The sequence below is a fragment of the Denitrificimonas caeni DSM 24390 genome, from assembly GCF_000421765.1.
In the GTDB taxonomy this organism is placed as follows: domain Bacteria; phylum Pseudomonadota; class Gammaproteobacteria; order Pseudomonadales; family Pseudomonadaceae; genus Denitrificimonas; species Denitrificimonas caeni.
On sequence record NZ_ATXQ01000008.1, the window covers coordinates 1 to 24,893 of the forward strand.

Here is a 24,893-nt window from a genome sequence, read left to right on the forward strand (position 1 = left end):
GAATGAGGTTTTGTGCAGAAAGTTTTTACGGCAGTTGGCTATTTTCTCGTACACCTTGGCAACTTTTAATCGCTGCTTTTGGTAATTGCGGCTTTCAGACAGCTTACGATTGGCGGCTTTAGCCACCTCCCTGCGCTTGGCTAAAATCTTTTGTTCACGCGCCAGTTTCTTTTCGTACTTGGCTAGAAACTTAGGATTAACAACTTCGGTTTTATCTGATAAAATAATAAAGTCTGTTATGCCTAAATCAATGCCGACACTGCTGTTGGTTTTAGGTAAAGGCTGCACAATGGTTTCAACCAGTACACTGACAAAGTATCGACCCGCTGGGGTTTTAGATACCGTGGCGCTTTTGTGTTAATGGCCATTTAAACTGATCCACTATTGGCCATTAATTTTGACCCACTTCTTGTGGCTTAGGCCACGTTTTTATGTACCGTCACCCGATCAACTTTAAGCTGGGGGCGGTGCATTGAAGGAGTGGACAGTGATTCATAAAATTAAAGCAATGCATAGCAAAGGCTCTGGACTTTCGATTCGAGCTATCAGTCGTGAGTTGAATATCTCACGCAACACCGTGAAGAAGTATCTGCAGATGGATGAACAGGCGATATCCATTATGCAAGCCGATCCGTCGCGCTATAAGTGGCTGGATAATTACCGTGACTACCTGATTAACCAGCTCAAGGAATACCCCAAACTGTCCGCTGTGAAGCTGATGCGGCGGCTGAAAAACAAAGTTGGCACACTACAAGTATCAGAGCGCAGCGTGCGCCGTTATGTGCAAGCGTTGAAGCAGCAAGTAACCGTTGGCCAATTTCGATATTACGAGCCGATTATCGAAACCGTGCCCGGTGTGCAGTGCCAGGTTGATCCCGGCGAACTACGCCAAGTGCTGGTCAATGGCCAACTTCAAACCGTACACTTCGTGGTGTTCGTGCTCTCGTACAGCCGCTTAATGTACGTGGGTTTATCGCTGCAGCCGATTAACACGCACAGCTTTATCCAGATGCATGATGAGGCATTCCGTTACTTCGGCGGGGTGACTGAAGAGTGCGTGTATGACCAGACCAAGCTGGTTGTGCTGCATGAGCAGTATCGGGAGCTCACGCTTAATCAACGCTTTGCGCAGTATGCGACCACGGCCAACTTTCGCATCCGTGCCTGCGAAGGTTTTGATCCTGAAAGTAAGGGCAAAGTGGAAGCTGGCGTTAAATACGTCAAGCAAGATTGCTTATATGGCGAAGTGTTTGCCAGCGAAACTGGGTTACGTGAGCATACCTTGCACTGGCTCAATAACGTGGCCAACGTTCGAGAGCATGGCACGACCAAACAACAACCGCAAAGCCATTATGACCGACTAGAACGGCCACACATGAGCCATTATCAGCCCAAGCTAGATGTGCTGAGTGACGCGCCTCTTGCTACACGCAAAGTGGATAAAACGGGATTGATCTCATGGCTTTCGAGCAAATACTCGGTGCCCATGCAATGGCAGCAAAACCGTATCGGAGTGAGTGAAAGCAATGGCAGTCTGTTTATTCATGATCTTGCCACTGTCGAAGTGATTGCCGAGCATAAGGTCAGCTTGGAAAAAGGCGCTATCATCAAAAACCGTGACCACTATCGCGACAAAGCCCAAGCTATAGAAGCATTAGAATTACAACTGCAGGAACGCATCGGTGAGGCCGCTGGCGTGGCCATGGCCGCGCTGTTAAAGACAACAATGCCCAGTTATTACAAAGACCAACTGCGTGGCGTACTTGATGTGCTTAGCAAGTATGAGGAAGTGCCTGAAGCGCTGCTGCAACACCTGATTGAGCGCGATACGCTCAGCGCGACGCAGTTGCGTGACCGTATCGAAGCATGGACGCGTGCCGAGAGCCGTGGCCACCTGCCAAGCATTGATGACGAGCCTATTTCAACACCGATCGACCTTAGCATGTATCAACGTGTCAGCCAGCCGGGCTTACAGGGAGCTCGGTTATGAGCCAGTTAGATAGCGCCGTCAAACAACTGCGTAGCCTGAGTCTCACTGCGGCTGCCAGCCAGCTGGCCACCCTAGTAGCCAAAGCTGAGGCCAATGAAATCTCGTACCTTGGTTTTGTTCAGTCTCTGGCCGAACATGAGATGGTGCAACGCAATGTGAATCGTATTCAGCGTCACTTTAAGCAAGCCCAGTTTCCCAGTGAAAAGCGCCTCGATCAGTTTGATTATCGTCATAAAACCACCGTCACCAAGCGCCAAATCAGCGGGCTGCTCGACTTCAGTTTTATCGATGAACGTCAAAACCTGATCTTTATCGGACCGCCAGGCGTGGGTAAAACCCATTTGGCCATTGGTATTGGCCACGAAGCGATCCAAGCCGGTTACAAGGTGCTGTTCAAAAGCGCACTGGCGCTGGTTGAAGAGCTCGAGCTAGCTGAAATGAAAGGCGAGCTTAAAAAACGGCTCACACAGCTGAGCAAGTACGACGTGTTGATTATTGATGAGCTGGGCTATCTGCCGATGTCACGCCAATCACGTTACAACTTGTTCCAGCTTATCAATAGCTTGTACGAGTACCGGTCAATCATTTTAACCACCAACAAAGACTTCACCAGCTGGGGTGAGTTCTTCCATGACGACAACGTTGCCGTGCCTATTATCGACCGCGTCATCCATCACTCACACGTATTTATGCTAGGAGGTGAAAGCTATCGATTAAAGCAAAAAGTGAATAAAACCTGATCGTAGGTGGGTCAATTTTAATGGCCGAAAGTGGATCAAAAGTAATGGCCATTGACATTTTGATTAAGCCATTGATCTCTCGGTCAATCTTGGCTTTGATGAGACCGATTTTAGGCAGTTTAATTGAGCGACTGGTAACAGCCAACGTGCCTTTTTGGTTGTTGGTGGTGTAGCTATCCTTAATGCCTTTTCTCTTGAACTTAGGAAAGCCAAAACTGCTTTTGAAGAAGCTCTGAAAGGCTCTTTGCAGATCAAGCTGGACGTTGGCCAGCGCCAAGCTGTCCACTTCTTTGAGCCATTCAAATTCTTTTTTATATTGGGCGGGAGTGTTTTTCAGCGTGGTCTTGGTTTTTTCGTAATGCTCGATTTTATCGTGAAGCATTTTATTCCAAACAAAGCGAGCGCAACCAAACGACTTAGCAAAAAACTCTTGCTGTTCAGTGTTTGGATAGAGCCTGTACTTATAGGCTTTTAGTATGCATGCACTCATACTGTATATAATGCCAGTAGCCTGCTGTAATGCAAAGGCTTCATAAGACAACAGGCTAGCGCCTGCATCGCATCCATCCCACCACCTAAGAGGAGGGGGAATTCTGCTGGGTATTTGTTAAAGTGTCGAAAGAAGCTAAAGGATTAAACAGAGCGGTGACGTACAAATGTTTATGCACTCAAGCGAACCCGCCGTTAGCGGGTCGCTTTCTGAGCTTATTAGGTTGCTGCTATTAGTTATAAATATCAAACACGCCCAAGATATCGCCTAACCAAAGATGAACCAACATACTCGCAACATAGCCTAAGAAAATCACAGGCGTCCAGCGTAAGTGGCTCATAAAGGTGTAGTTACCACGTGCAGCGCCCATTAGCGCAACACCAGCTGCCGAACCTACCGACAGTAAGCTACCACCGACACCGGCAGCTAACGTCACGAGCAACCAATGTCCATGGCTAATGGCTGGATTCATTTCCAAGACCGCGAACATCACGGGAATGTTATCCACTACGGCAGAAATAATACCAATGCCAAAGGCTGCCCAGGATGCACCCAGACCGTCAAATAACATTACAGAGACTAACTGTAAGTAGCCAAGGTAACCCAAGCCACCGACGCACATCACCACGCCGTAGAAGAACAACAAGGTGTCCCACTCAGCGCGGGCAACGTTTTTGAAAATATCAAAAGGTACCACGCTACCTAAATAACGCAGTTGTTGGTCATCGTGTGCTTTCTCAGCAATTGTGCGTTTTTTTGCCAACGAAGAAGGCAGGCTCATACGTAGGAAGTAACCGAAGAACTGTAAGTAACCTAAACCAACCATCATGCCAAACACGGGTGGTAAACCTAGGAACTGGTGACCACACACAGCAGTCACAATCGTCAGTAAGAAAAACACCATAACGCGACGAGCGCCGCGCTTGAGTTCGACCTTTTCGGTGATGCTGTCAGGTTTTCCTTTAGGAATAAAGAAGGTCATGATGATGGCTGGTACGGCAAAGTTCACCACTGCGGGTAAGAACAGATCAAAGAACTCGATGAACTGAACTTTGCCTGCTTGCCAGACCATCAGGGTGGTGATATCACCGAATGGGCTGAATGCGCCCCCGGCGTTAGCGGCCACCACAATGTTAATACAGCACATGGCAATAAAGCGTTTTTGTCCTTCAGCAACCTTAAGTACTACAGCGCACATCAGTAAAGCGGTGGTCAAGTTATCTGCGACAGGAGAAATAAGGAAGGCTAAAATACCGGTCAGCCAAAATAAGGTTTTATAGCCAAAACCTTTTTGCACCATCCATGCACGTAAACCTTCAAAGACGCGACGCTCTTCCATGGCGTTGATATAGGTCATCGCCACCAACAAAAAGAGCATCAACTCTGTGAAATCGAGGAAGTTACGGCTAAAAGCCGCCTTGGTTGCCGCATGGTCGGGGCTAACAAGCCCAACGATAAGCCAAATAATACCGGCACCTAGTAAAACAGGCTTGGATTTACGCAGTTGTAGCTTTTCTTCCAGCACTACGATGATGTATGCAATCGCAAAGATAAAGACTGCCAAATAGCCAGCAAGGGTGGATGTCGCGTTCAAGTGTTGTACCGCTTCAGCAGATTCACTGGCTAAAGCTGGCATCGACAACACTGCAGCAGCAACACATGTAAACAAACTTCGCAGCATAAAAGTATTCTCAAGATTGGCCAAAGGAAGGTAGCGGTAAGGCAAGCGCTACGGACTGTGGCAAATGGTAACAAAATGTAAGACTTTATGCTTGAAGGTATGAAAATTGAGGTAAGCGTATCTGGTGTTATTGACAGTGCGGGGGTATTTGTATCGGTTTGCTTTTTTAGGTCTGGATAGTTTGTCGCGCAGGAGGCCAATCTTAATTAGCGAAGACGTGCTCAATCCTGCAAAAAAACGTTCAAGTTCTCGGTTAATTGCGCAGGTAGTGACTCGAATCAGGTGTTCATTGGCGGTTCGAGGCGACCGCTGAATGCTGTGTATTTAGAGAATGGTGACCGCTTAAGCGGCCACCATTTTTATAAAAATGAACAGTTAGATAGAATTACTTGATCGAGTCTTTAGCGTTTTGCTTGATGTTTTCGATGTTTTGTTTGCTAGTTTCAGCGGACTCATCAAGTTTGGCTTTAGCGTCTGCTTTAGCTTGCTCGCTTTCTTCAAGAATTTCGTCTAATTGCTCTTGTGCTTCTGCAGCGTGCTCTTTGGTAATCTCGACTTCTTCTTCAATTTTTTCTATAACTTTTTCTGTTGCTGCTTCACTGGCTTCAGTTAGTTGCTCAGACTTATGCTCAACAGCATGCTTGGTTTCTTTGGCAGCTTCTTTAACTGATTGTGCTGCGTCAGATAAAGATTCTTTTGCAGAGTCCGTTTTATCCTGAGGTTCGCTATCGCAAGCGGCTAAGCCTAGAGTGGCAGCCAGCAGAACAGCAGTAAGGAAAGGCTTTTGCATAATAAATCTCCATGTGGGTTTTGAAATAACGTATTTAAGCAAATACGTTATCATTATTGCACAGCATTACAACGAATGGATAAAGCCGTTGGAACTGCTTCACGTTATTTAGTCTGCAGTGTTTGATTGTGTAAAGAATATACAAAATAGTCGGTATGATTACTGCGCGCAAGTTACGCTGTGGGTAACAGGTTTTAGAAGCCTGTGCGTTGCGCAGAATAAGAAGTGTATTGATTTAAAAGTACACGCAATGGCATTAACTGATGTTAAGGGTAGATGAATGGCAGCCTTATTGATTCTTGGCGGCATGTTACTAATTGTTTTGGGTTTGCTTTGGCTGATTGTTTTGGCGTTTGGAGTGAGCTTGCTGTGGGGCGTAGGCAGTCTGCTGCCTCCAATTTTGCTGCTGTTTATTATTAGCTGTTGGAAAGTTGCGCGTAAAGCGGTGATTTTTATTGCCTTAGGATTTGTACCTTTAATTGTTGGTATTACCCAGCTCGCCAGTATCGATGCGACGCGCGTTGAAGCGTTGCTTAATTTGAGCTGGTTGCAGGGTGCTGAAGCGACGCACAGCAGTACGCAAATTGAATTAAATGGTGAGCTTTATGGTCAGCCCTTTCGTCCGCAATATGGCGAACTGATTGATGGTGTTTTGTTATTGCGTGAAGGTAAAGATTTTTTCGCCCAGCGCGAGTTGCGCATTGCTTTGCCCGCAGGAACGGCAGTATCGCCAGAAGGCTTGCGTTTAGATGTATTGCCACAAGATGTAGGTGAGCTGCCGGATGTTGAAATTATGTGGCTGTTGCCTGAGCAAACCTTGCCTGAAGCACGACGTGTTGGCCGTGGTTATACTTTGCATTTGGATTTGCAGCATCAGGCTCCGAACTTGCTAACAGGTAACTTTCATTTGGTGTTACCGCCACAGTTTAAAACCTCGATGAGTGGTGAAATTCAGCTGTTAAGTGACCGCTTACATTATCGTCATGGCAAAGTTGATCGCAGTTATGACGATGTCAGCACGCTTGAGTATGTGGTGCATGACTACCTGGAACGACGCTTTAACCAAGATGTGATTGTCGAGCCCTTTGCCACCCCTGAAGCTTTTACCGCGCCACTTGATATGGACATCAAAACGTATGTCGCCGGCCAATTGCGCAGTGTGCCTGTGCGTTTTATTAAAAATGCAAACACTGAGTGGGCGATAGAAAACGATTCATACTCGGCCCGTTCGGCTCCAGTGTTACCTGCAGAGTTGGTTGCTACAGTTGCTGAGCAGATTGCTCAAGCACCGAAAACAGTACGCAGTGTTGACCGTCGTTTACGCTTTACTTTACAGCGCTTATTAGTCAACCCTGCGCAGTATCAATATTTGCAAGTACATGCTGTAACAGTGCAAGGCAATCAGGTGAAGGGGCGTTTCATGGGCTTAGACACTGAGGGTGCGCTGATCATTAGTCGTGAGTTAAAAGCGCCTGGTACAGTGAGCTTTACTTTGTCGCCAGCAGAGATTGCGCAGATCACCTTGCTTGAACCTTAGCTTGTACTAGCTGCTTAGATCGCAGCTACTCGCTATTGAATTTTTAACATCCAGCCCCATATCCATTGCATCGCCCGCACTGCGTGGCATGTTTAGTGGATATGGAGTTAATGAAGATGGCTGTTGAAGCACAAAAAGAAACGCTAGGTTTTCAAACCGAAGTCAAACAACTGCTGCATTTAATGATTCACTCGCTGTACTCGAATAAAGAGATTTTTCTACGCGAGCTGATTTCTAACGCATCCGACGCGGCCGATAAACTGCGTTTTGAAGCCTTGTCTGCACCCGAGTTATTGGAAGGTGATGCCGAGTTAAAAATCCGCATCAGTTTTGATAAAGACGCCAATACCTTAACCATCGAAGACAACGCTATCGGTATGAGCCGTGATGATGTGATCAATCATCTGGGTACCATTGCTAAGTCGGGTACCGCTGAGTTTTTCAAGAATTTATCCGGCGATGCCAAAAAAGACTCACAGCTGATCGGTCAGTTTGGTGTGGGCTTTTACTCAGCCTTTATTGTTGCTGACAAAGTTGAAGTCTTCACCCGTCGTGCTGGCGCACCGGCTTCCGAGGGCGTGCTGTGGAGCTCGCAAGGCGAGGGCGAGTTTGATCTGTCTAACATTGAAAAAGCCGAGCGCGGCAGCCGTATTGTTCTGCACCTGAAAAAAGAAGAAAGCGAGTTTGCTGATGGTTGGCGTTTGCGCAACATCATCAAGAAATACTCTGACCATGTTGCTTTACCGATTGAACTGCCTAAAGAAGCATCTGGCGAAGAGAAAGAGGCTGACGCTGCGGTTGAATGGGAAGTGGTCAACCGTGCCAGCGCGCTGTGGACACGTCCGCGCACTGAAGTTAAAGACGAAGAGTACCAAGAGTTTTATAAGCATGTGTCTCATGACTTTGAGAACCCGCTGGCGTGGAGTCATAACAAGGTTGAAGGCAAGCTTGAGTACACCTCGCTCCTCTATGTACCCACCCGTGCGCCCTTTGATTTATACCAACGTGAAGCACCGCGTGGCTTAAAGCTGTATGTGCAGCGCGTGTTCATCATGGATCAAGCGGATGAGTTTTTACCCTTATACCTGCGCTTTACTAAGGGTATCGTCGACTCCAACGATTTATCGCTGAACGTTTCCCGTGAAATCCTGCAAAAAGATCCGGTCATCGACAGCATGAAATCTGCGCTGACCAAGCGTGTGCTGGATATGTTGGAGAAAATGGCCAAGAACAGCCTAGATGATTATAAAAAGTTCTGGGAAGCTTTTGGTCAAGTGCTTAAAGAAGGTCCAGCGGAAGATTTCTCTAACAAAGAGAAAATTGCCGGTCTATTGCGCTTTGCTTCAACCCAGAGCGGTAACGACGAGCAGGTCGTGGCACTGAGTGACTACATTGCACGTATGAAAGAAGGCCAGGACAAGATTTACTACCTGACCGGTGAAAGCTACGCGCAGGTTAAAAACAGTCCACACCTTGAAGTGTTCCGTAAGAAAGGCATTGAAGTGCTACTGCTGACGGATCGCATTGATGAGTGGCTGATGAGCTACTTAACTGACTTTGATGGCAAAAGTTTTGTCGATGTAGCGCGTGGTGATCTTGATCTTGGTGCGTTGGATAGTGATGAAGACAAGCAAGCGCAAGATGAAGTAGCCAAAAGCAAAGAAGCGTTAGTCACTCGTTTGAAAACTGTTTTGGGTGATCAGGTCGCTGATGTGCGTGTTTCACACCGTCTCACTGACTCGCCAGCGATTTTGGCAATCGGTGAGCAGGATCTTGGTTTGCAAATGCGCCAAATCCTTGAAGCCAGCGGGCAGAAAGTGCCTGAGTCGAAGCCTGTGTTTGAGATTAATCCAGCACACAGCTTGGTTGAAAAGCTGGATGCTGAGAGCAATGAGCAGCGCTTTGAAGACCTGTCGATGATCTTGTTTGATCAGGCCGCATTGGCTGCAGGTGACAGCTTGAAAGACCCTGCCGCCTACGTGCAGCGTTTGAATAAGTTGTTAGTTGAATTGAGCAGCTAAATGCTTGCTTAGGTGAATAAAAAGCCGCGATTGATTCGCGGTTTTTTTATGCTCCATAGAACGTGGCGTACGGTACATATTGTCAGCCAGTGTGACTTAAGCATTGCACTGCTGGGACGAAAGCCTTTGTACATTGTCCCCAGTGCTTTAGACTTGTGCGCCTAATTTGAAGTTTAAGCTAAAGGACTCTCATGAATACCTCTCCAGCGACATCAGTCAACTTTAGTCGGCGTGATGTATTTGCACTGGGCTTTATGACGTTTGCTCTGTTTTTGGGCGCTGGTAATATCATCTTTCCTGCCGAGTCTGGTTTGCAGGCGGGCGATTCCGTCTGGCGTGCAGCCATCGGTTTTTTGCTGACTGGAGTTGGTTTGCCACTATTGACTGTTGTCGCGTTGGCGCGCGTTGGCGGTGGTTTAACAGCATTGACCCAGCCTTTGGGGAAGGCCGCCGGCACTGTGCTGGCCGTAGCCGTGTATTTAGCGATTGGACCTTTTTTTGCCACACCGCGAACCGCTGTGGTGTCCTATGAAATTGGGGTCGTGCCTTTCTTCGGTAACAGTGACTCTGGGTTGCTAATCTACTCAACGGCCTATTTTGCCTTGGTCCTGTATTTATCGATTACGCCGAATAAGATTATTGATCGCATCGGCACCTTGATTACGCCGGTGCTATTGCTGGCTTTAGCAATTCTTGGCGGCGCTGCCTTTTTAAAACCCGCAGGTTCGGTTGGTGAGGCGCTGGCCTTGTATCAGCAGGAAGCTTTTTTACAAGGTTTTCTACATGGTTATCTGACTATGGATGCGCTGGGAGCTTTAGCCTTTGGCGTCGTGATTGCCAGTGCGCTGCGCAGTAAAGGCGTGCAAGCTGAGCGCCTGATTACGCGTTACTCGATCTATGCGGGTTTGATTGCAGCAGTGGGGCTGTCTGCGGTGTATTTATCGCTGTTTTATCTGGGCGCAACCAGCCAAGGGATTGCCAGTGAAGCGCAAAATGGTGGACAAGTTTTAGCCTTGTATGTGCAGCATGTGTTTGGCCCAGTGGGTAATCTGCTATTGGCTGTGGTAATCGGTTTGGCTTGTTTGACCACTGCAGTGGGTTTGCTAGTGGCTTGCGGTGAGTTTTTTAGTGAACGCATGAATATCGCTTACAAGTATGTGGTGATCTTTTTTGTTTTATTCAGTTGGGTGGTGTCGAATCAAGGTTTAGATCAACTGATTAAAGTGTCGATACCGGTATTGACTGGTTTGTATCCGCTGGCGATTGTGTTGGTGGTGTTGAGTCTGCTGGATCGCTGTTGGCGCTCCAGTCAGTTGGTTTTTCGCGGCACCATGTTGGTTACTTTAGTTTTTGGAGTGATGGATGGTTTGGCCGCGGCTGGGTTTTCAGCCTGGGTGCCTGAGTTGTTTAACCGATTGCCCTTAGCTGAGCAGCAAATGGGTTGGTTGGTGCCGGCTATTGTGGTTATGTTGAGTTTGGCAGTTTTCGATCGCTACCGTTCCAATCATCACGCTTTGCCTGAACAGCAGTAAGATAACTGACAATGAAAATGGCCTGCAGCAACTTCAATTGATGCAGGCCAACTGGCTTGGTCAGTTGATGTCTGGCAAATTTTTAAAGGCACTTAAAGCGCGCTGACGACTGGCAGATAAATCAACAATAGGCTTGGGGTAATCTGCTGTACCAAACAAACCTGTAAGCAGTTTTGGCTGGTGAATTTCTTTATCGCTCAGATGCTTGAGTTCAGGAATCCACTGCCGAATAAAAGTGCCCTTAGGGTCAAATCTCTGCGATTGACTGACGGGGTTAAAGATACGGAAATAAGGCACTGCATCAGTGCCTGTTGAGGCGCTCCATTGCCAGCCACCGTTATTCGCGGCTAAGTCGCCATCGATTAAATGCTGCATAAAGAAGCGCTCGCCTTCGCGCCAATCAATCAATAAGTTCTTAGTTAAAAACATTGCCACAACCATGCGCAAGCGATTGTGCATCCAGCCTGTGGCCAGCAATTGGCGCATGGCGGCATCTATAATTGGAAAGCCAGTGCGACCTTGCTGCCAGGCCAGTAAATCTTTAGGCGAATGACGCCAAGCTAAAAACTCAGTCTCAGGCTTAAAAGCACGGCTGCGCGATACTTTTGGATAGCCGACTAAAATATGTTTATAAAACTCGCGCCAGAGCAGTTCGTTAATCCAAGTCACCACGCCGGGTTTACCTGAATCAAACTCACCTTGGTTGGCTGCTAGTGCGGCATGCAAGCATTGGCGAACCGAAATAACTCCGGCTGCTAAATAAGCTGACAATTGGCTGGTGCCGGGTAGGGCGGGGATGTCACGCTCATCTAAATAGTCATCAATAGCCTGTTCAGCAAATGTCTGTAGGCGGTGCTGCGCGGCCTGTTCACCGGCAGGCCAGAGTGCTTGCACACTCGGATCAGTTGCAGCAAAACCAGCGACAGCGTTAGGGATAGCATCACTGGCAATATCCAGAGCGGCTTGCGCTTTAGGTGTAGCTATTGTCTCTGGTAAATAACCATATAAACGTTGGTAGCAGATTTTTTTAAATTGACTAAACACTTTGAAATAAGTGCCTGTTTGCGTCAGCACGCTGCCGGGTTTAAACAGCAGTTGGTCAAAGTGATTATGAAATAAAATACCTTGGTCAACCAGAAGAGCGCCGACGGCGAGGTCGCGCTGGCTTTCATGGATACCGTATTCAGTATTGACCTGTACGGCGCTGATATTCAATTGCTGACAAAGCTCGGCAATCACCTCGGGAGCCTGCTGCCACTCAGCGGCATAGCGGATCAATAGCGGTACATTCAGTGTGGCGAGGCTTTCTTCTAGTTCAACAAGATTACGCAGCCAAAAATCTACTTTGCAGGCTGCATCATCGTGGGCTAGCCATTGCTCCGGACTGAGCAGAAAAACTGCCACAGTTGGACCCGCCTGTAATGCAGCAGCTAGGGCGGTATTATCCTGTATGCGTAAATCATTACGCAGCCACAGGAGTTGTCGTGGCACGGACTTTTCTACAACGTTAGATGTGCTCATATAGCGTTCCGCAAGCTGAGATTCTCGGGGTGCGGCTGCAGATACACTTGTCCTGCAATGTAATGATCAGGATGCCTTTTAAAGTGATGCTTGAGCAGGGTCAAGGGCACAATTAATGGCACGATGCCGCTGCGGTATTGGCTGATCAGTGTTTGTAATTCTTGACGTTCATCTGCAGCCAATGAGCGTTTAATGTAACCACTGATATGCTGCAGTACATTGGTATGTGAGCCACGATTAGCAATTTTTTTCAGTGCCGACATAAATTTACTAAAGTACTGGGTTGCTAAAATACCTAGGCGTAGCTGATGGTTGCTGGCCAGTAAGCGGCCTAGTGCCGAGCAGTCAGCGGGACTGTTGGCCATCAGTTGATATTTATAGCGGGCATGGAAGTCGTAGAGTTTCTTACGCGTTAAACCGCTGCTTAATAGTTGTTGCCACTGTGCATAAGCAAACACTCGGGTAATAAAGTTTTCCCGTAGCACCGGATCATTTAAGCGGCCGTCTTCTTCGACAGGTAAATTGGGTTGTGCGAGCATCAAAGCTGCGGCAAACAAACCAACGCCACCGTGCTCAGCAGTGTGCCCGCTGTATTGATAGACCTTGACGCGCTCCATGCCACAGGAGGGCGATTTTTGCATCAGGATAAAGCCACTCAGATCGGTCAGTTCGGCAGCGGTACGTTGCCCGTAAGCGGTTAATGCATCAGTCACATCAAGCTCTGCGTTGACTGTGCCCACTGCACGCGGATTACTCGTCTCGCCAACTAGACGGATCGGCTCGCGTGGCGTGCCAAGACCTATGGCTTGCTCTGGGCACACAGACACATAAGTAAAGTATTGACTGAGTACGTCTTTACATAGATGGGATTGTTTATGACCGCCATTAAAGCGTACAGGTGCGCCTAGCAAACATGCGCTAATGCCAACTTTAATTAGGTTATCTGGACTGCTCATAATAGGACTTTATAGGCTGTTGAATATGCCTATAAGAATATAGCTATAGTTGTACAAGTCAAATGCTTTGTACAACTATAGCTTCTTGAAACGATCTGAACAGAGTGTTTTCGGAGGCCTAATCTTCAGTGCCACGCAGTTGTTTTGCTGTATGGCACTCTTTCAAGTAAGGCAATGGTTACCAGCCAACCCCGAAACCAATCAAATAACGACGATCATTGAGGTCACCGTATTGACTGGATACTTTATTCCACTCAGCTTTTAAGGTGATTGCTGCCCAACTGTTGACCTTGTAACGCAGCCCCGCTTCGCTATCTAAAACGTAATCAATGCTACTAATAAAAGGCACGCCTACTTCACCTTGGGTGTACAGTTCAAAGCTTTTGCCATGGACGTAGCGATTATAATCCCAGGAAAAGGTGCTGGAGTTAAAGCTTTGTTGTTCACCAGAATCAAAGAGAAATTTATTATGATTAATTAGACTTGATACAGAAAAGGCGCCTAGCTCATTATCCCAGAATTGATAACCTGGACCGGTACCATAGGTGTGCTGCCGACGAAGTTCTTCAAGATGGTCGTTGGTATATTTAACTTTGTTTTTCCAGAACCATTTCTCAGTAATAAAGCGATCGAGCGCATAGCTGGCTTCAAAACGTTCAGTTTTTTTAGCATTATTTTTGGTTTCGTAATCATACTCAGTATCCAGCTTATGTCGCCACAGACCGTGACGAAGCTCAGAGCTCACGTCAAGGTCATAATCTTTGACATCATTTTCTTTTTTCTTGTAGTCGGCAGAAAAGCTGATATTACCTTTCCAGCGTAAGTCTTCGATGATTGGCTTGGGTTTCATTAATTGTTGGATGTCCGTTAGCGCAATCGTTTTTGGTGTTTCACCATTGATTAACGTGACACTGCCTTCAGGAGCTGGACGTAATGCTTTACTGCTTTGAGTGGTAAAGGTATCCAGTTTAACCAATAAAGGTTGGTCGGTTTCTAGTGTGGCAATTTTCTTGATATTTAAAGTGATTGTGTCAGCATAATCAGTCTCTAATAGCAGTTTCCCACTGTCTAGGAGTAGGATACGCCCTGTCATTCGGTCGCCGTTTTTTAACCATACGGTATCGGCATATGCACCGAGAGAAAAAGTTAAGCTGATGAGTAAAGCAAACAAAGAAATATGACGCATGATGACAAGCTCAAAGTAAGGGAGTCGAGGTATATTTAGGGTGCGCAGTTTACAGCCATGCAGTAACAGACTCATAGCGCTAAATAGGGTTCCGTATTGAATATAGATAATCAGCAGCAAAGACGGATCATCCTGTATATGTTGCTGTCCAACATCCCGCAAGGTCGTTTAACAACCTATGGGCAATTGGCAAAACTGATGGGCTACCCCGGTGCTGCACGTTGGGTAGGGCGTACTCTTAGCCAATTGCCAGAAGATACGCAGTTGCCTTGGCATCGAGTCATTGCTGCGGGTGGTCGTTTAAGCTTGCCGGCCAATACCCCAGCAGGCGATGAGCAACGACAACGTTTGCGCAGTGAGGGGATCTTCGTACAGGGCGACCGTGTTAAATTACGTGATTATGAATGGCAGCCTAATGCTGTTAGCCAGAACAAGGTATGTTTTTAAGATGAAATTTGTAAAATATGTCTGATAACAGTTGGCGTACAGCGCTACAGGCTTATTCCAACCCAGCAGCCTTAGCCCTGTTGTTATTAGGCTTTGCTGCCGGCTTACCTTATATGCTGGTTTTCTCTACCTTGTCGGTATGGTTGCGTGAGGCTGGAGTAGCTCGCGAAACCATTGGCTATGCTAGTCTGATTGGTCTTGCTTATGCATTCAAATGGGTTTGGTCTCCGCTGCTTGATCAATGGCGTTTACCTCTCTTAGGGCGCTTAGGCCGTCGCCGTTCTTGGTTGGTGTTCTCGCAAGTATTGGTGGCTATTGGTCTTGCTGGCATGGCGCTGAGTAATCCGCAAAGTCATCTGGCCGTATTAATTGCCTTGGCCGTGTTGGTTGCGTTTGCTTCCGCAACGCAAGACATCGCCGTCGATGCCTATCGTTTAGAAATTGTGGATAACAGCCGTCAAGCCGCGCTGGCAGCCAGTTATATGGCGGGTTATCGTGTTGCAGCACTGTTAGCCACCGCTGGCGCTTTGTATTTTGCTGAGTGGTTTGGTTCAACCGGCGTGCAATACCGACATGCAGCCTGGGCTAGCACCTACTTATTGTTTGCTTTGCTAATGCTGCCTGGTTTGTTGACCACGTTATGGATGAAAGAGCCGCAAGTGGCTCTACAAGCAGAAGATGCAGTCAACCGCTACAAGCTGAGTCATCAATTGATCTCAGTTGTTGTGTTGATGGTGCTGTTGGTTTCGGTGCCAGCAATGATGACGCAGTTCTACCAAACTGACTTTCAATCGTTAGTTTCTGGGCAGTCGGGACTTGATGATCTATTTTACAGTGATCGTGCATTTTTACGCGCCTTGCTTTATACCATTTTGACGTTGTTCTGTTTGTCCACGATTGGCCGTAAAGGACTGGCTCCGGTACTCACGCCGGTCAGTGACTTTGTTGTGCGCTATCGTTGGCAGGCGCTGTTGTTGCTTGGTTTAGTCGCCACCTATCGTATGTCGGATACAGTGATGGGCGTAATGGCCAACGTGTTTTATATCGATCAGGGTTTCAGTAAAGATCAGATTGCTGGGGTCAGTAAGGTCTTTGGCTTGATAATGACCTTGTTGGGTGCCGGTATCGGCGGTTTGCTGATTGTGCGTTTTGGCATCATGCCGATTTTATTAATAGGTGGTGTTACTTCTGCGGCGACCAACTTAATGTTTGTGATGCTCGCGGGAATGGGCGCTGATTTGAATATGTTGATCGTCACTATTTCGTGCGACAACTTCAGTGCAGGTCTAGCTACGGCAGCCTTTGTCGCTTATCTATCGAGTCTGACCAACCTTAGGTTTTCCGCCACTCAATACGCCTTGCTGAGTTCAATTATGTTGCTGCTGCCGCGTCTGATTGGTGGTTACTCTGGCGTGCTGGTGGATAAGTTTGGCTATGAACAGTTCTTTCTAATAACGGCTCTGCTTGGTGTACCTACACTTATTTTGATTGTGTGGCAGTGGCGTAACGATCGGCGTAAAGCGAGGTTTGCTGAGATAGATTCAGAAAGTTAACTGGGTTTTGAGGTATTTTGTTACACAGTGCAAAACATGCTGCCCTTGAGATTTTGCTGTGGTGGGCGCATTAATTAAATATCGATATTGTTAAGGTGTACCTGATGCGTGTTTTTTTCTTATTGTTTTTAGTCTTTCCGTTGCTTGAGCTCTTTGTCATGATTCGTGTGGGTTCCAGCATTGGAGCCGCCGCAACTTTATTACTGGTCTTGGCCAGTGGTGTTTTGGGTGTTTTGTGTATCCGTCTGGCTGGCTTGACCACAGCATTAAATGTGCGTCAACGCATGGCGCAGGGCGAGGTGCCTAACCGTGAAATGCTCAATGGTTTATTGTTGGTCGTGGCAGGTGGTTTGTTATTTTTGCCAGGCTTTATCAGTGATGTTATCGGCCTTATTGGTCTGCTACCGATGACGCGCTCTTGGTTGATTAAACGTATTGCTTTGCATATGACCCAAGGCGCAGGGCAAACGGCAGGATTTTATTCCGCTAAACAGACCTACAGCCAGCACAGTAAGGAAGCGCAGCGTACGCAAGTGCAGATTATTGAAGGCGAATTCGAGCGCAAAGATCCTTAAACTCTGTTGTCACGATATTGCTGAAAATTTCTTATCTAGGCCTTGAAATATTCAATCACGCCTCCATATAGAAGACACCAAGAGATTCTGCATTAGCAGATCATCCTGCGTGCTGTGCATTTTGCCCAGTACGCCCCGGCTTGCCGGATCTAATAAACGTGCCGATGAGTATCATCGGTTGATGTAACTAACCCGTTGGGAGAGATCGACAATGAAGCTTCGTCCTCTGCATGACCGTGTGGTAATCCGCCGCAGCGAAGAAGAAACAAAAACCGCTGGTGGCATTGTGCTGCCGGGTTCAGCAGCTGAAAAACCAAACCAAGGCGAAATTGTTGCCGTTGGCACTGGTCGTGTTTTAGACAATGGTGATGTGCGTGCACTCGCTGTAAAAGTCGGTGATAAAGTTGTATTTGGCCCTTATTCCGGCAGCAACGCTATCAAAGTTGATGGCGAAGAGTTGTTGGTAATGAACGAAAGCGAAATTCTCGCGGTTGTCGAAGCTTAATTTATCCCCTTTGCGTAAATGACACAGAATTGAGGAACAGTATTCATGGCTGCTAAAGAAGTAAAATTCGGCGATTCAGGCCGTAAAAAAATGTTAGCTGGCGTCAACGTATTAGCTGACGCAGTAAAAGCAACCTTAGGCCCGAAAGGCCGTCACGTAATTCTTGAAAGAAGCTACGGCGCACCGTCAATCACTAAAGATGGTGTTTCTGTTGCAAAAGAAATTGAGCTCAAAGATCGCTTTGAGAACATGGGCGCACAATTGGTTAAAGACGTTGCTTCTAAAGCCAACGATGAAGCTGGTGACGGTACTACAACTGCTACAGTTCTAGCACAAGCTATCGTTAACGAAGGCTTGAAAGCAGTTGCAGCGGGCATGAATCCAATGGATCTCAAGCGCGGTATTGATAAAGCAACCATCGCAATTGTTGAGCAAATCAAGCAAATGGCTAAGCCATGTGCTGATAACAAAGCCATTGCTCAGGTGGGTACTATTTCTGCCAACGCTGATGCTTCAATCGGTGACATCATTGCTGAAGCAATGGACAAGGTTGGTAAAGAAGGCGTTATCACTGTTGAAGAAGGTTCAGGCCTGGATAACGAATTGTCTGTGGTTGAAGGTATGCAGTTTGACCGTGGTTACCTGTCTCCATACTTCATCAACAAGCCAGACACTATGGTTGCCGAGCTGGAAAGCCCGCTGTTGCTGTTAGTTGACAAGAAAATCTCTAACATCCGCGAATTGCTGCCAGTGCTGGAAGCTGTTGCGAAAGCCGGCCGTCCATTGTTGATCGTCGCTGAAGATGTTGAAGGCGAAGCCTTAGCAACTTTGGTTGTGAACAACATGCGCGGTATCGTTAAAGTGGCTGCAGTTAAAGCGCCAGGCTTTGGTGATCGTCGTAAAGCTATGTTGCAAGACATCGGTATCTTGACCGGCGGTACTGTAGTTTCTGAAGAAGTAGGTCTAAGCCTAGACACTACCACTTTAGAGCACCTTGGTAATGCTAAGCGTGTGATCTTGAATAAAGACAACACCACTATTATTGATGGCGCTGGCAACCAAACGGATATCGAAGCACGTGTGTTGCAGATCCGTAAGCAAATTGAAGAAACCTCTTCAGACTACGACAAAGAAAAACTGCAAGAGCGTCTGGCTAAATTAGCTGGTGGTGTTGCGGTAATCAAAGTTGGTGCTGCCACTGAAGTTGAAATGAAAGAGAAGAAAGCTCGCGTTGAAGATGCGCTGCACGCAACCCGTGCTGCCGTTGAAGAAGGCGTGGTACCTGGCGGTGGCGTTGCACTTGTGCGCGCACTGCAAGCGATCAGCGAGCTGAAAGGCGACAACGAAGATCAGAACGTTGGTATTGCTCTGCTGCGTCGTGCGGTTGAGTCACCACTGCGTCAGATCGTTGCTAACGCTGGCGACGAGCCAAGTGTTGTGGTTGATAAAGTTAAGCAAGGCGAAGGTAACTATGGTTACAACGCAGCAACTGGCGAGTACGGCGATATGATTGCTATGGGTATTTTGGACCCAGCAAAAGTAACCCGTTCAGCGCTACAAGCAGCTGCGTCAATCGCAGGCTTGATGGTGACTACTGAAGCCATGATTGCTGAAATCAAAGATGACAGCGCACCTGCAATGCCTGATATGGGCGGCATGGGTGGAATGGGCGGCATGATGTAAGGTTTTTTACCTTACTGTTTCGCTCTAAAGCATCAAAAAAACGGCTACCAAGTGATTGGTAGCCGTTTTTTATTGGGTTAAATAAATCAATTAAAGAGACTTGTTCTGTGCAAAATACGGCTCTGAAAACGTATTTCTACTGCTTTGTCGAGGCAGGTAATCCTGTAAAAAAATCTTGGATTTGCTGATCTTTTAACTCTGTATAAACAGCTGGGTTCCACTGTGGGTTTTTATCTTTATCGATAATCAAGGCTCGCACGCCTTCGAGAAAGTCATTGTTTCCGAACCATCGGCAGCCAAGGTGATATTCCATATTGAAGCATTCACTCAATGACAGCTGCTTGCCACGCTGTAATAGTTCTAGCGTTACTGCCATGGCTAAGGGTGAGCGGCTATTTAATGTAACGAGGGTATCTTGGCACCACGCTTGTGCGGCAGGATCAGTTTCATTGGCGAGCGAGGTAAAGATTTTATCCAGCGTATTGTGCGAAAAATGTTTATTAATTAGACCATGTTTGCTGGTCAGTTCCGCGCTTGATGTTTCATTACCGGCAAAACTCACAAGTAATTGCTCAATAGAGCGGCTGGCGTCTGCTGACCACTCTAAATGATCAAGCTTGTGATCAAAGTCAGCGATATCTTGATGCGCGAGATAACGGTCAGCTAAGCCTAACTCTAGAGCATCTGCAAAATTGATTGAGTTGCCCGTTACGCCCATGTACAGACCGGTAGCACTGGGCATGCGTGATAAAAAGTAGCTACTGCCGACATCAGGAAAGTAGCCAATACAAACTTCAGGCATACCCAGAACTGCTTTCTCGGTGACTACACGAAAGTTCGCACCTTGTATTAAGCCCATGCCACCGCCCAAAACCAAACCATCAACTAAAGCAATAAAAGGTTTGGGGTAAGCATGAATCAGCTGATCGAGAGCATACTCCTCACGAAAGAAGATGGCGTTACCTTGGTTGCCAGCTTTTTGATTGTTATACATGTCGCGAATGTCACCGCCGGCGCAAAAAGCTTTATCACCATTGGCACGTAAGACGATTGCTCGCACATGATTGTCTGCAGCCCAAAGATCGAGCTGCTCTCGAAGCTCACGAACCATTTGCAGATTAATTGCATTAAAGGCAGAGACTCGATTAAGAGTGATATGGCCGATTTTGTTGCGTATTTCTGTCAGTATCAAAGAGTGAGCTGCGGACATAGAAACTCCTAGCAAAAGAAAATGATGAGCTTGCTGTGTTTAAACAGCTCAGTAAGTCTTGAGAGAGGTTAATATTCTATGAATGCTGGCATATAGCAAGACCACCAAAGACCACTAAAGACCACACGCAGACTCGCTGCCGTGCTGTGATCTTTAGTGGGGAGGGTAATTAGCCCTGTGACAGCAATTGACGCAGTTCGATGATCGCCGCGTTAGCGCGGGAAATATAGTTGGCCATAACCAATGAATGGTTAGCCAGAACACCATAGCCATCACCGTTTAGAATCATCGGGCTCCACAGTGGTTCTTGCGCGGCTTCTAGCTCTCGAATGATTTGGCGCACGCTGACGGTAGCGTTTTTCTTAGCAATCACGTCAGCAAAATCAATCTCAATGGCACGTAAAAAATGTGATAACGCCCAAGCCTGACCACGGGCTTCATAGAAGACGTTATCAATTTGCAGCCAAGGTGTTTTAACGATTTCTTCGACACCATCTTTACCATTGGACATTACCGAAGGAGCGCCTGATAGGCTGGTTTCCTCTTGGTTGCTATCCATATTCAAACGAGCCTTACCTACGCTTGCTGATAAACGTTGTGACAATGAACCCAGACGTGTTGCGACATCGCCTAGCCAATTGTTGAGGTTGTCGGCACGCGCATAAAACTGTGTGTTGGTTTTTTCTGGATCACTTAAACGCGCTAAATAACGGTCTAAAGACTTAATGCCTAAGCGGTATTCGTCTTCGGTTGCTGGCAATACCCAGCTTTTATTGTCGAAGTTGAAACGTGGCTCGGCTTTAGCTAGATCAGGATCTTCGGTGGATTGCGACTGTGAACGAGCAAAGTCTTTACGCAGCGCGCGAGATAAGTCACGCATCTGTACCAACACGCCGTATTCCCATGAGGGTGTGTTGTCTAGCCAAATACCTGGAGGCGCGATGTCATTGGTCAAATAGCCGCCGGGTTTGTCTAAAAGAGTGGTCGCCACCTGTTTAAGGGTTACCACAGTGGTGTAACCGGTAACGATAGAGTGCTGAGCTTTATCGGCAGAGTGCTGAGTGTGCTCTTGCACCGAGAAAAATTCCGGCTCTTGGCTCCAATACCAACCAATAATAATGGTCACTATTAAATAAACAGCGACGACAGTGAGCAGTGTTCGACTGAACCAGATGCCACCGAGGTAACTTTTAACATCGTCGACAGAGTCATTGACCTGATCACGAGTATCTCGTGAACGTTTTTTCCAATTGAGCATGATTAAGCCCTTTTATTGTGCAGCGCTAGCAGCATATGCATTGTGTTGTTGAAGTGTACTATAAAGTTGATGTTTGCTGTTGTGGCTGATCTTGTTGAATATAATTATTGCATTTGTCAATATCAAGGTTATATTGGTTTAATCGCGTTGATGGCATTTCGCTATCAATCATACTTGCTAGCCGCTAAAAATACGCTGGTTGATGAGGTAGTCAACAGTATGACAGGCATACAAATGGATAGTTTAGAACGATTAAAGCAGCATTTTGCGCAGCGTGTCATTCATCAGTCGCGACAACTTTTAGAAATCTGGCAAAACTTGCACAGCACCCAATGGAGTTCGCAAGAGCTGGTTAGTATGCAAGATGCAGCGCAGCGTTTATTACGTTATGCCGAGCGTTTTGAACAGCATGCTCACCTCAAAATAGCTCAAGCTATGCTAGATAATCTTGATGCTATCGAAAATAATAATAATCGCTTAAACAGCCAATTTATCGAAACCATTACGCAGCTTTTGCAAGAGTTGTTGCAGACCGGTCTGCGTCAAGGTGAAAGCATTGACAATGTCTTCTTGCCTCCTATGGTGCGCAAACCATTGTATGTGCTTTTGCAGGATTATGAAAAAGCTGAACGTTTTGTTCAGCAAATGCATTCATTTTCTTTGCAGGCAGAGGTCTTTCGTGATGCATCGTCTTTTCTACAAGCAATGGCTAAGCGTCATCCAGCATTAATCGTTTTAGATGTTGATTTTTCAGGCGATGAGCAAGGTTTGCAGCTAGCACTGACTTTAAAAAATGAGCATGAAAGTAACGTTCCTGTTTTGTTTTATAGCTCTGTAGAGGCTGATGCGCATATACGCTTAGCGGCTGTGCGAGCAGGAGGTCAGGCGTTTTTTGTTGGTGAGTTGGATGCTGCCAGTGTTTTAGAAAAAGTTGAGGCCTCAACTCGCTTTGCGCACACTGAGCCTTATCGAGCTTTAGTTGTCGATGATTCTAAGGCGCAAGCGACATTTACTGAGCGTGTGCTGAACTCAGCAGGGATTGTTACGCGCGCGATCAATGATCCAACCTTAGCCTTAACCGAGTTATTAGACTTTGATCCAGATTTAATTATTCTCGACATGTATATGCCGCAGTGTGATGGGCCTGAGTTGGCGAAAGTGATTCGTCATAATGATCGTTTTGTTGGGGTTCCGATTATCTATTTGTCTGCCGAAGATGACTTAGATAAACAACTCGATGCCATGAGCGAAGGTGCCGATGATTTTTTAATGAAACCTGTTAAGCCACGGCATTTAGTTGCTACGGTGCGCAACCGAGCTGCACGCGCTCGTAACTTGAAGTCGCGTATTGTGCGCGACAGCTTAACTGGCTTGTTTAACCACACGCATATTTTGCAGTTGCTTGATGATGCACGGGTGCGTGCGAGCAAGTCTACGCATGCCTTATCTTTTGTGATGATTGATATTGACCATTTTAAACAGGTCAATGATACCTACGGACATCCGATGGGCGATAAAGTGATTAAAAGTTTAGCGCTGTTTCTTCGGCAGCGCTTGCGACGCACTGATTATATTGGCCGTTATGGTGGGGAAGAGTTTGCGGTAATTTTACCTAATACTGATGCCGAGTCTGCACAAAAGGTCATGGATGATATTCGTAAGCATTTTTCTGAGATAAGTTTTCCTGCACAATCCCGTGATTTAAGATGTACTTTCAGTGCGGGTGTTGTCGAGTACTCGGTTGAAATGGATGATATAGATGCTGCACAACTGGCTGGTTATGCGGATGAAGCATTGTATGCCGCTAAACATGCTGGACGTAATTGTGTGAAAATTTATACAGCAGCACCAAAACCATCCTTTTAGTAAATTAGATCATCACTGGGCTGGAGTTTTGCGCGCTACTTTGCGCACGCTTTCTAGTAGTGCTTCATTTGGATAGCCATCGGCGGGTAAGCCTTGCATTTGTTGGAAGCTGCGCACGGCTTGGCGTGAGTTAACGCCGATAATACCGTCAGCGTTACCGCTACTAAAGCCGAGCTGATTAAGCAAAGTTTGTAGTTCAACGCGTTCTTGACGACTTAGCATACGGTCGTGTTTTGGCCACGCAGCAGGTGTGCGGTAATCACCTTCTAAGGTGTTTGAAAGTAAACCGATTGCTAATGCGTAAGAGGTTGAGTTGTTGTACTTCAAAATGCTGCGAAAATTATCCATAAATAGATAGGCTGGACCTTGGTGACCGCTGGGTAAAAACAGGGTTGCCGATTGTTGATCTAAGTGCCGAGATGCTTTTTCATCGTTGCGCAAGGAAACACCTAAAGCGCGCCACTCTTTCAGTGTTTTGCGTTGTGCGCCATCCGCAAGCTGATAGTCAAAATTTTGTGCGGGTAACTGCACTTCAAAGCCCCACGGCTGTCCGTGTTGCCAGCCGGATAAGTTTAAATAATTCGCCGCAGAGGCGAGCGCATCAGCGCTAGATTTCCAGATGTCACGGCGGCCATCACCATCAAAATCAACGGCATACTGGCGGTAGGTGGTGGGCATAAATTGCGTTTGCCCCATAGCACCTGCCCAAGAACCAATCATGCCATTTATGCTGGTATCGCCTTCTTGCAGAATATGTAAAGCAGCAAGTAATTGCTCACGCCAAAAAGCGTTGCGACGGCCTTCATAGGCCAATGTTGCTAATGAGCGAATGACGCTTTTACTACCGATTTGTTGGCCGAAACTGCTTTCCATGCCCCAGACGGCGACTAATATGCTGGGTTCGACTTGGTATTGTGCTTCGATAGCTTTTAGTGTTTTAGCATGTTCGGCCAGTAAGGCTTTACCCCTGGCAACGCGCCAAGAAGATACGGCGCTGTCAAGGTATTCCCATACCGGGCGGCTGAATTCTGGTTGGCTTTGGTCAGCGGCAATCACTTGTGGATCTGGCGTTAAGCCAGCAAAGGCTTGTTCAAACAACAGTGGCGTGATGCCTTGGCTTAGGGCTTCCATGCGTAAACCAGCGCGCCAGTCAGTAAAGCTTTGTTGAGGAGCTAAAAACGAATTATTTGGCGTAGACGAAAGGGTGACGCTTGGGGTGACCAATGGCGCGACAGTACTGGCTGACACTTGGCTGGCAAACAAGCCAAACAAGATCAACATTAAAAAAGATGATAAGCGCTCTAACATAGGTGTTCTCAATATTCAGTTGGGCTCAACTTTAACATGTTGAA

General features: G+C 46.9%; 20 protein-coding genes and 1 pseudogene. 11 read left to right on the forward strand and 10 right to left on the reverse strand.

Annotated features, from left to right (window positions below):
• Positions 1 to 342, reverse strand: a pseudogene (locus H591_RS15360) (RNA-guided endonuclease InsQ/TnpB family protein); the annotation flags it as partial.
• Positions 343 to 487: 145 nt separating this feature from the next.
• Between H591_RS15360 and istA the strand changes: the two are divergent.
• Positions 488 to 1,990: an IS21 family transposase gene (istA, locus tag H591_RS0111265; protein ID WP_084702689.1), complete on the forward strand. Its 1,503-nt coding sequence runs from the start codon at positions 488 to 490 to the stop codon at positions 1,988 to 1,990.
• Positions 1,987 to 2,730 carry an IS21-like element helper ATPase IstB gene (gene istB / locus H591_RS0111270; protein WP_022967067.1) on the forward strand — a complete coding sequence of 248 codons (744 nt, stop codon included), beginning with the start codon at positions 1,987 to 1,989 and terminating at the stop codon, positions 2,728 to 2,730. Before istA ends, istB begins: the two co-directional genes overlap by 4 nt.
• Here istB and H591_RS15885 read toward each other — a convergent pair.
• From H591_RS15885 to H591_RS15365, 3 genes are all read right to left on the reverse strand, one after another.
• A complete protein-coding gene (locus tag H591_RS15885) occupies positions 2,678 to 3,271 on the reverse strand; it encodes a helix-turn-helix domain-containing protein (protein WP_022967068.1) in 594 nt (197 codons plus the stop codon). The genes istB and H591_RS15885 overlap by 53 nt on opposite strands.
• A 181-nt stretch (positions 3,272 to 3,452) precedes the next feature.
• On the reverse strand, positions 3,453 to 4,901 hold the full coding sequence (nhaD, locus tag H591_RS0111285) for a sodium:proton antiporter NhaD (protein WP_022967069.1): 1,449 nt from the start codon (positions 4,899 to 4,901) through the stop codon (positions 3,453 to 3,455).
• 385 nt (positions 4,902 to 5,286) lie between these two features.
• A complete protein-coding gene (locus tag H591_RS15365; RefSeq protein ID WP_022967070.1) occupies positions 5,287 to 5,691 on the reverse strand; it encodes a hypothetical protein in 405 nt (134 codons plus the stop codon).
• Positions 5,692 to 5,971: 280 nt separating this feature from the next.
• Between H591_RS15365 and H591_RS0111295 the strand changes: the two genes are divergently transcribed.
• The 3 genes from H591_RS0111295 to brnQ all read left to right on the forward strand — a co-directional run bounded on the left by H591_RS0111295 (position 5,972) and on the right by brnQ (position 10,781).
• Positions 5,972 to 7,228 carry an MFS transporter gene (locus H591_RS0111295; protein ID WP_022967071.1) on the forward strand — a complete coding sequence of 419 codons (1,257 nt, stop codon included), beginning with the start codon at positions 5,972 to 5,974 and terminating at the stop codon, positions 7,226 to 7,228.
• A 116-nt stretch (positions 7,229 to 7,344) separates the two neighbouring features.
• Positions 7,345 to 9,249 (forward strand): molecular chaperone HtpG, encoded by a 1,905-nt coding sequence (htpG, locus tag H591_RS0111300; protein ID WP_022967072.1) that lies wholly within the window; start codon positions 7,345 to 7,347, stop codon positions 9,247 to 9,249.
• Between the two features lie 191 nt (positions 9,250 to 9,440).
• A complete protein-coding gene (brnQ, locus tag H591_RS0111305) occupies positions 9,441 to 10,781 on the forward strand; it encodes a branched-chain amino acid transport system II carrier protein (protein WP_022967073.1) in 1,341 nt (446 codons plus the stop codon).
• 60 nt (positions 10,782 to 10,841) lie between these two features.
• Here the strand turns inward: brnQ and phrB are convergent, their stop codons facing one another.
• The 3 genes from phrB to H591_RS0111320 all read right to left on the reverse strand — a co-directional run bounded on the left by phrB (position 10,842) and on the right by H591_RS0111320 (position 14,444).
• Positions 10,842 to 12,302 carry a deoxyribodipyrimidine photo-lyase gene (gene phrB / locus H591_RS0111310; RefSeq protein ID WP_022967074.1) on the reverse strand — a complete coding sequence of 487 codons (1,461 nt, stop codon included), beginning with the start codon at positions 12,300 to 12,302 and terminating at the stop codon, positions 10,842 to 10,844.
• Positions 12,299 to 13,258 (reverse strand): YbgA family protein, encoded by a 960-nt coding sequence (locus H591_RS0111315; protein WP_022967075.1) that lies wholly within the window; start codon positions 13,256 to 13,258, stop codon positions 12,299 to 12,301. Before H591_RS0111315 ends, phrB begins: the two co-directional genes overlap by 4 nt.
• Positions 13,259 to 13,436: 178 nt before the next feature.
• Entirely contained in the window at positions 13,437 to 14,444 is a 1,008-nt protein-coding gene (locus H591_RS0111320) for a DUF481 domain-containing protein (protein ID WP_022967076.1), read from the reverse strand.
• A gap of 138 nt (positions 14,445 to 14,582) precedes the next feature.
• Between H591_RS0111320 and H591_RS0111325 the strand changes: the two genes are divergently transcribed.
• The 5 genes from H591_RS0111325 to groL all read left to right on the forward strand — a co-directional run bounded on the left by H591_RS0111325 (position 14,583) and on the right by groL (position 19,207).
• Positions 14,583 to 14,891: an MGMT family protein gene (locus H591_RS0111325; RefSeq protein ID WP_051145840.1), complete on the forward strand. Its 309-nt coding sequence runs from the start codon at positions 14,583 to 14,585 to the stop codon at positions 14,889 to 14,891.
• Between the two features lie 17 nt (positions 14,892 to 14,908).
• On the forward strand, positions 14,909 to 16,444 hold the full coding sequence (locus H591_RS0111330) for an AmpG family muropeptide MFS transporter (protein ID WP_022967078.1): 1,536 nt from the start codon (positions 14,909 to 14,911) through the stop codon (positions 16,442 to 16,444).
• A gap of 104 nt (positions 16,445 to 16,548) precedes the next feature.
• Positions 16,549 to 17,019, forward strand: a complete 471-nt coding sequence (locus H591_RS0111335; protein WP_022967079.1) for an FxsA family protein — start codon at positions 16,549 to 16,551, stop codon at positions 17,017 to 17,019.
• Positions 17,020 to 17,230: 211 nt separating this feature from the next.
• The gene (locus H591_RS0111340) at positions 17,231 to 17,524 is read left to right on the forward strand and encodes a co-chaperone GroES (RefSeq protein WP_022967080.1); all 294 of its coding nucleotides are present in this window, start codon (positions 17,231 to 17,233) and stop codon (positions 17,522 to 17,524) included.
• Between the two features lie 45 nt (positions 17,525 to 17,569).
• On the forward strand, positions 17,570 to 19,207 hold the full coding sequence (gene groL / locus H591_RS0111345) for a chaperonin GroEL (RefSeq protein ID WP_022967081.1): 1,638 nt from the start codon (positions 17,570 to 17,572) through the stop codon (positions 19,205 to 19,207).
• 136 nt (positions 19,208 to 19,343) lie between these two features.
• On the opposite strand, the gene H591_RS0111350 is transcribed toward groL, so the two are convergent.
• A complete protein-coding gene (locus H591_RS0111350) occupies positions 19,344 to 20,417 on the reverse strand; it encodes an enoyl-CoA hydratase/isomerase family protein (protein WP_022967082.1) in 1,074 nt (357 codons plus the stop codon).
• 169 nt (positions 20,418 to 20,586) lie between these two features.
• A complete protein-coding gene (locus H591_RS0111355) occupies positions 20,587 to 21,675 on the reverse strand; it encodes a DUF2333 family protein (protein ID WP_022967083.1) in 1,089 nt (362 codons plus the stop codon).
• Between the two features lie 219 nt (positions 21,676 to 21,894).
• Here H591_RS0111355 and H591_RS0111360 point away from each other — a divergent pair, with 219 nt between their 5' ends.
• Positions 21,895 to 23,541, forward strand: a complete 1,647-nt coding sequence (locus H591_RS0111360; protein WP_028244381.1) for a diguanylate cyclase — start codon at positions 21,895 to 21,897, stop codon at positions 23,539 to 23,541.
• 12 nt (positions 23,542 to 23,553) lie between these two features.
• On the opposite strand, the gene H591_RS15370 is transcribed toward H591_RS0111360, so the two are convergent.
• Complete coding sequence (locus tag H591_RS15370) at positions 23,554 to 24,849, reverse strand: lytic murein transglycosylase (protein WP_022967085.1); 1,296 nt, start codon at positions 24,847 to 24,849, stop codon at positions 23,554 to 23,556.
• Positions 24,850 to 24,893 lie beyond the last annotated feature (44 nt).

What these genes read in the sequence shown, in the direction of transcription:
- H591_RS0111355 (WP_022967083.1), bottom strand. Translation starts at nt 21,675, where the DNA reads ATGCTCAATTGGAAAAAACGTTCACGAGATACTCGTGATCAGGTCAAT.
- H591_RS0111295 (WP_022967071.1), top strand. Translation starts at nt 5,972, where the DNA reads ATGGCAGCCTTATTGATTCTTGGCGGCATGTTACTAATTGTTTTGGGT.
- nhaD (WP_022967069.1), bottom strand. Translation starts at nt 4,901, where the DNA reads ATGCTGCGAAGTTTGTTTACATGTGTTGCTGCTGCAGTGTTGTCGATG.
- phrB (WP_022967074.1), bottom strand. Translation starts at nt 12,302, where the DNA reads ATGAGCACATCTAACGTTGTAGAAAAGTCCGTGCCACGACAACTCCTG.
- H591_RS0111350 (WP_022967082.1), bottom strand. Translation starts at nt 20,417, where the DNA reads ATGTCCGCAGCTCACTCTTTGATACTGACAGAAATACGCAACAAAATC.
- H591_RS0111325 (WP_051145840.1), top strand. Translation starts at nt 14,583, where the DNA reads ATGTTGCTGTCCAACATCCCGCAAGGTCGTTTAACAACCTATGGGCAA.
- H591_RS0111315 (WP_022967075.1), bottom strand. Translation starts at nt 13,258, where the DNA reads ATGAGCAGTCCAGATAACCTAATTAAAGTTGGCATTAGCGCATGTTTG.
- brnQ (WP_022967073.1), top strand. Translation starts at nt 9,441, where the DNA reads ATGAATACCTCTCCAGCGACATCAGTCAACTTTAGTCGGCGTGATGTA.
- H591_RS0111335 (WP_022967079.1), top strand. Translation starts at nt 16,549, where the DNA reads ATGCGTGTTTTTTTCTTATTGTTTTTAGTCTTTCCGTTGCTTGAGCTC.
- istB (WP_022967067.1), top strand. Translation starts at nt 1,987, where the DNA reads ATGAGCCAGTTAGATAGCGCCGTCAAACAACTGCGTAGCCTGAGTCTC.
- H591_RS0111340 (WP_022967080.1), top strand. Translation starts at nt 17,231, where the DNA reads ATGAAGCTTCGTCCTCTGCATGACCGTGTGGTAATCCGCCGCAGCGAA.
- htpG (WP_022967072.1), top strand. Translation starts at nt 7,345, where the DNA reads ATGGCTGTTGAAGCACAAAAAGAAACGCTAGGTTTTCAAACCGAAGTC.
- H591_RS15370 (WP_022967085.1), bottom strand. Translation starts at nt 24,849, where the DNA reads ATGTTAGAGCGCTTATCATCTTTTTTAATGTTGATCTTGTTTGGCTTG.
- H591_RS15365 (WP_022967070.1), bottom strand. Translation starts at nt 5,691, where the DNA reads ATGCAAAAGCCTTTCCTTACTGCTGTTCTGCTGGCTGCCACTCTAGGC.
- groL (WP_022967081.1), top strand. Translation starts at nt 17,570, where the DNA reads ATGGCTGCTAAAGAAGTAAAATTCGGCGATTCAGGCCGTAAAAAAATG.
- H591_RS0111360 (WP_028244381.1), top strand. Translation starts at nt 21,895, where the DNA reads ATGACAGGCATACAAATGGATAGTTTAGAACGATTAAAGCAGCATTTT.
- H591_RS0111330 (WP_022967078.1), top strand. Translation starts at nt 14,909, where the DNA reads ATGTCTGATAACAGTTGGCGTACAGCGCTACAGGCTTATTCCAACCCA.
- H591_RS0111320 (WP_022967076.1), bottom strand. Translation starts at nt 14,444, where the DNA reads ATGCGTCATATTTCTTTGTTTGCTTTACTCATCAGCTTAACTTTTTCT.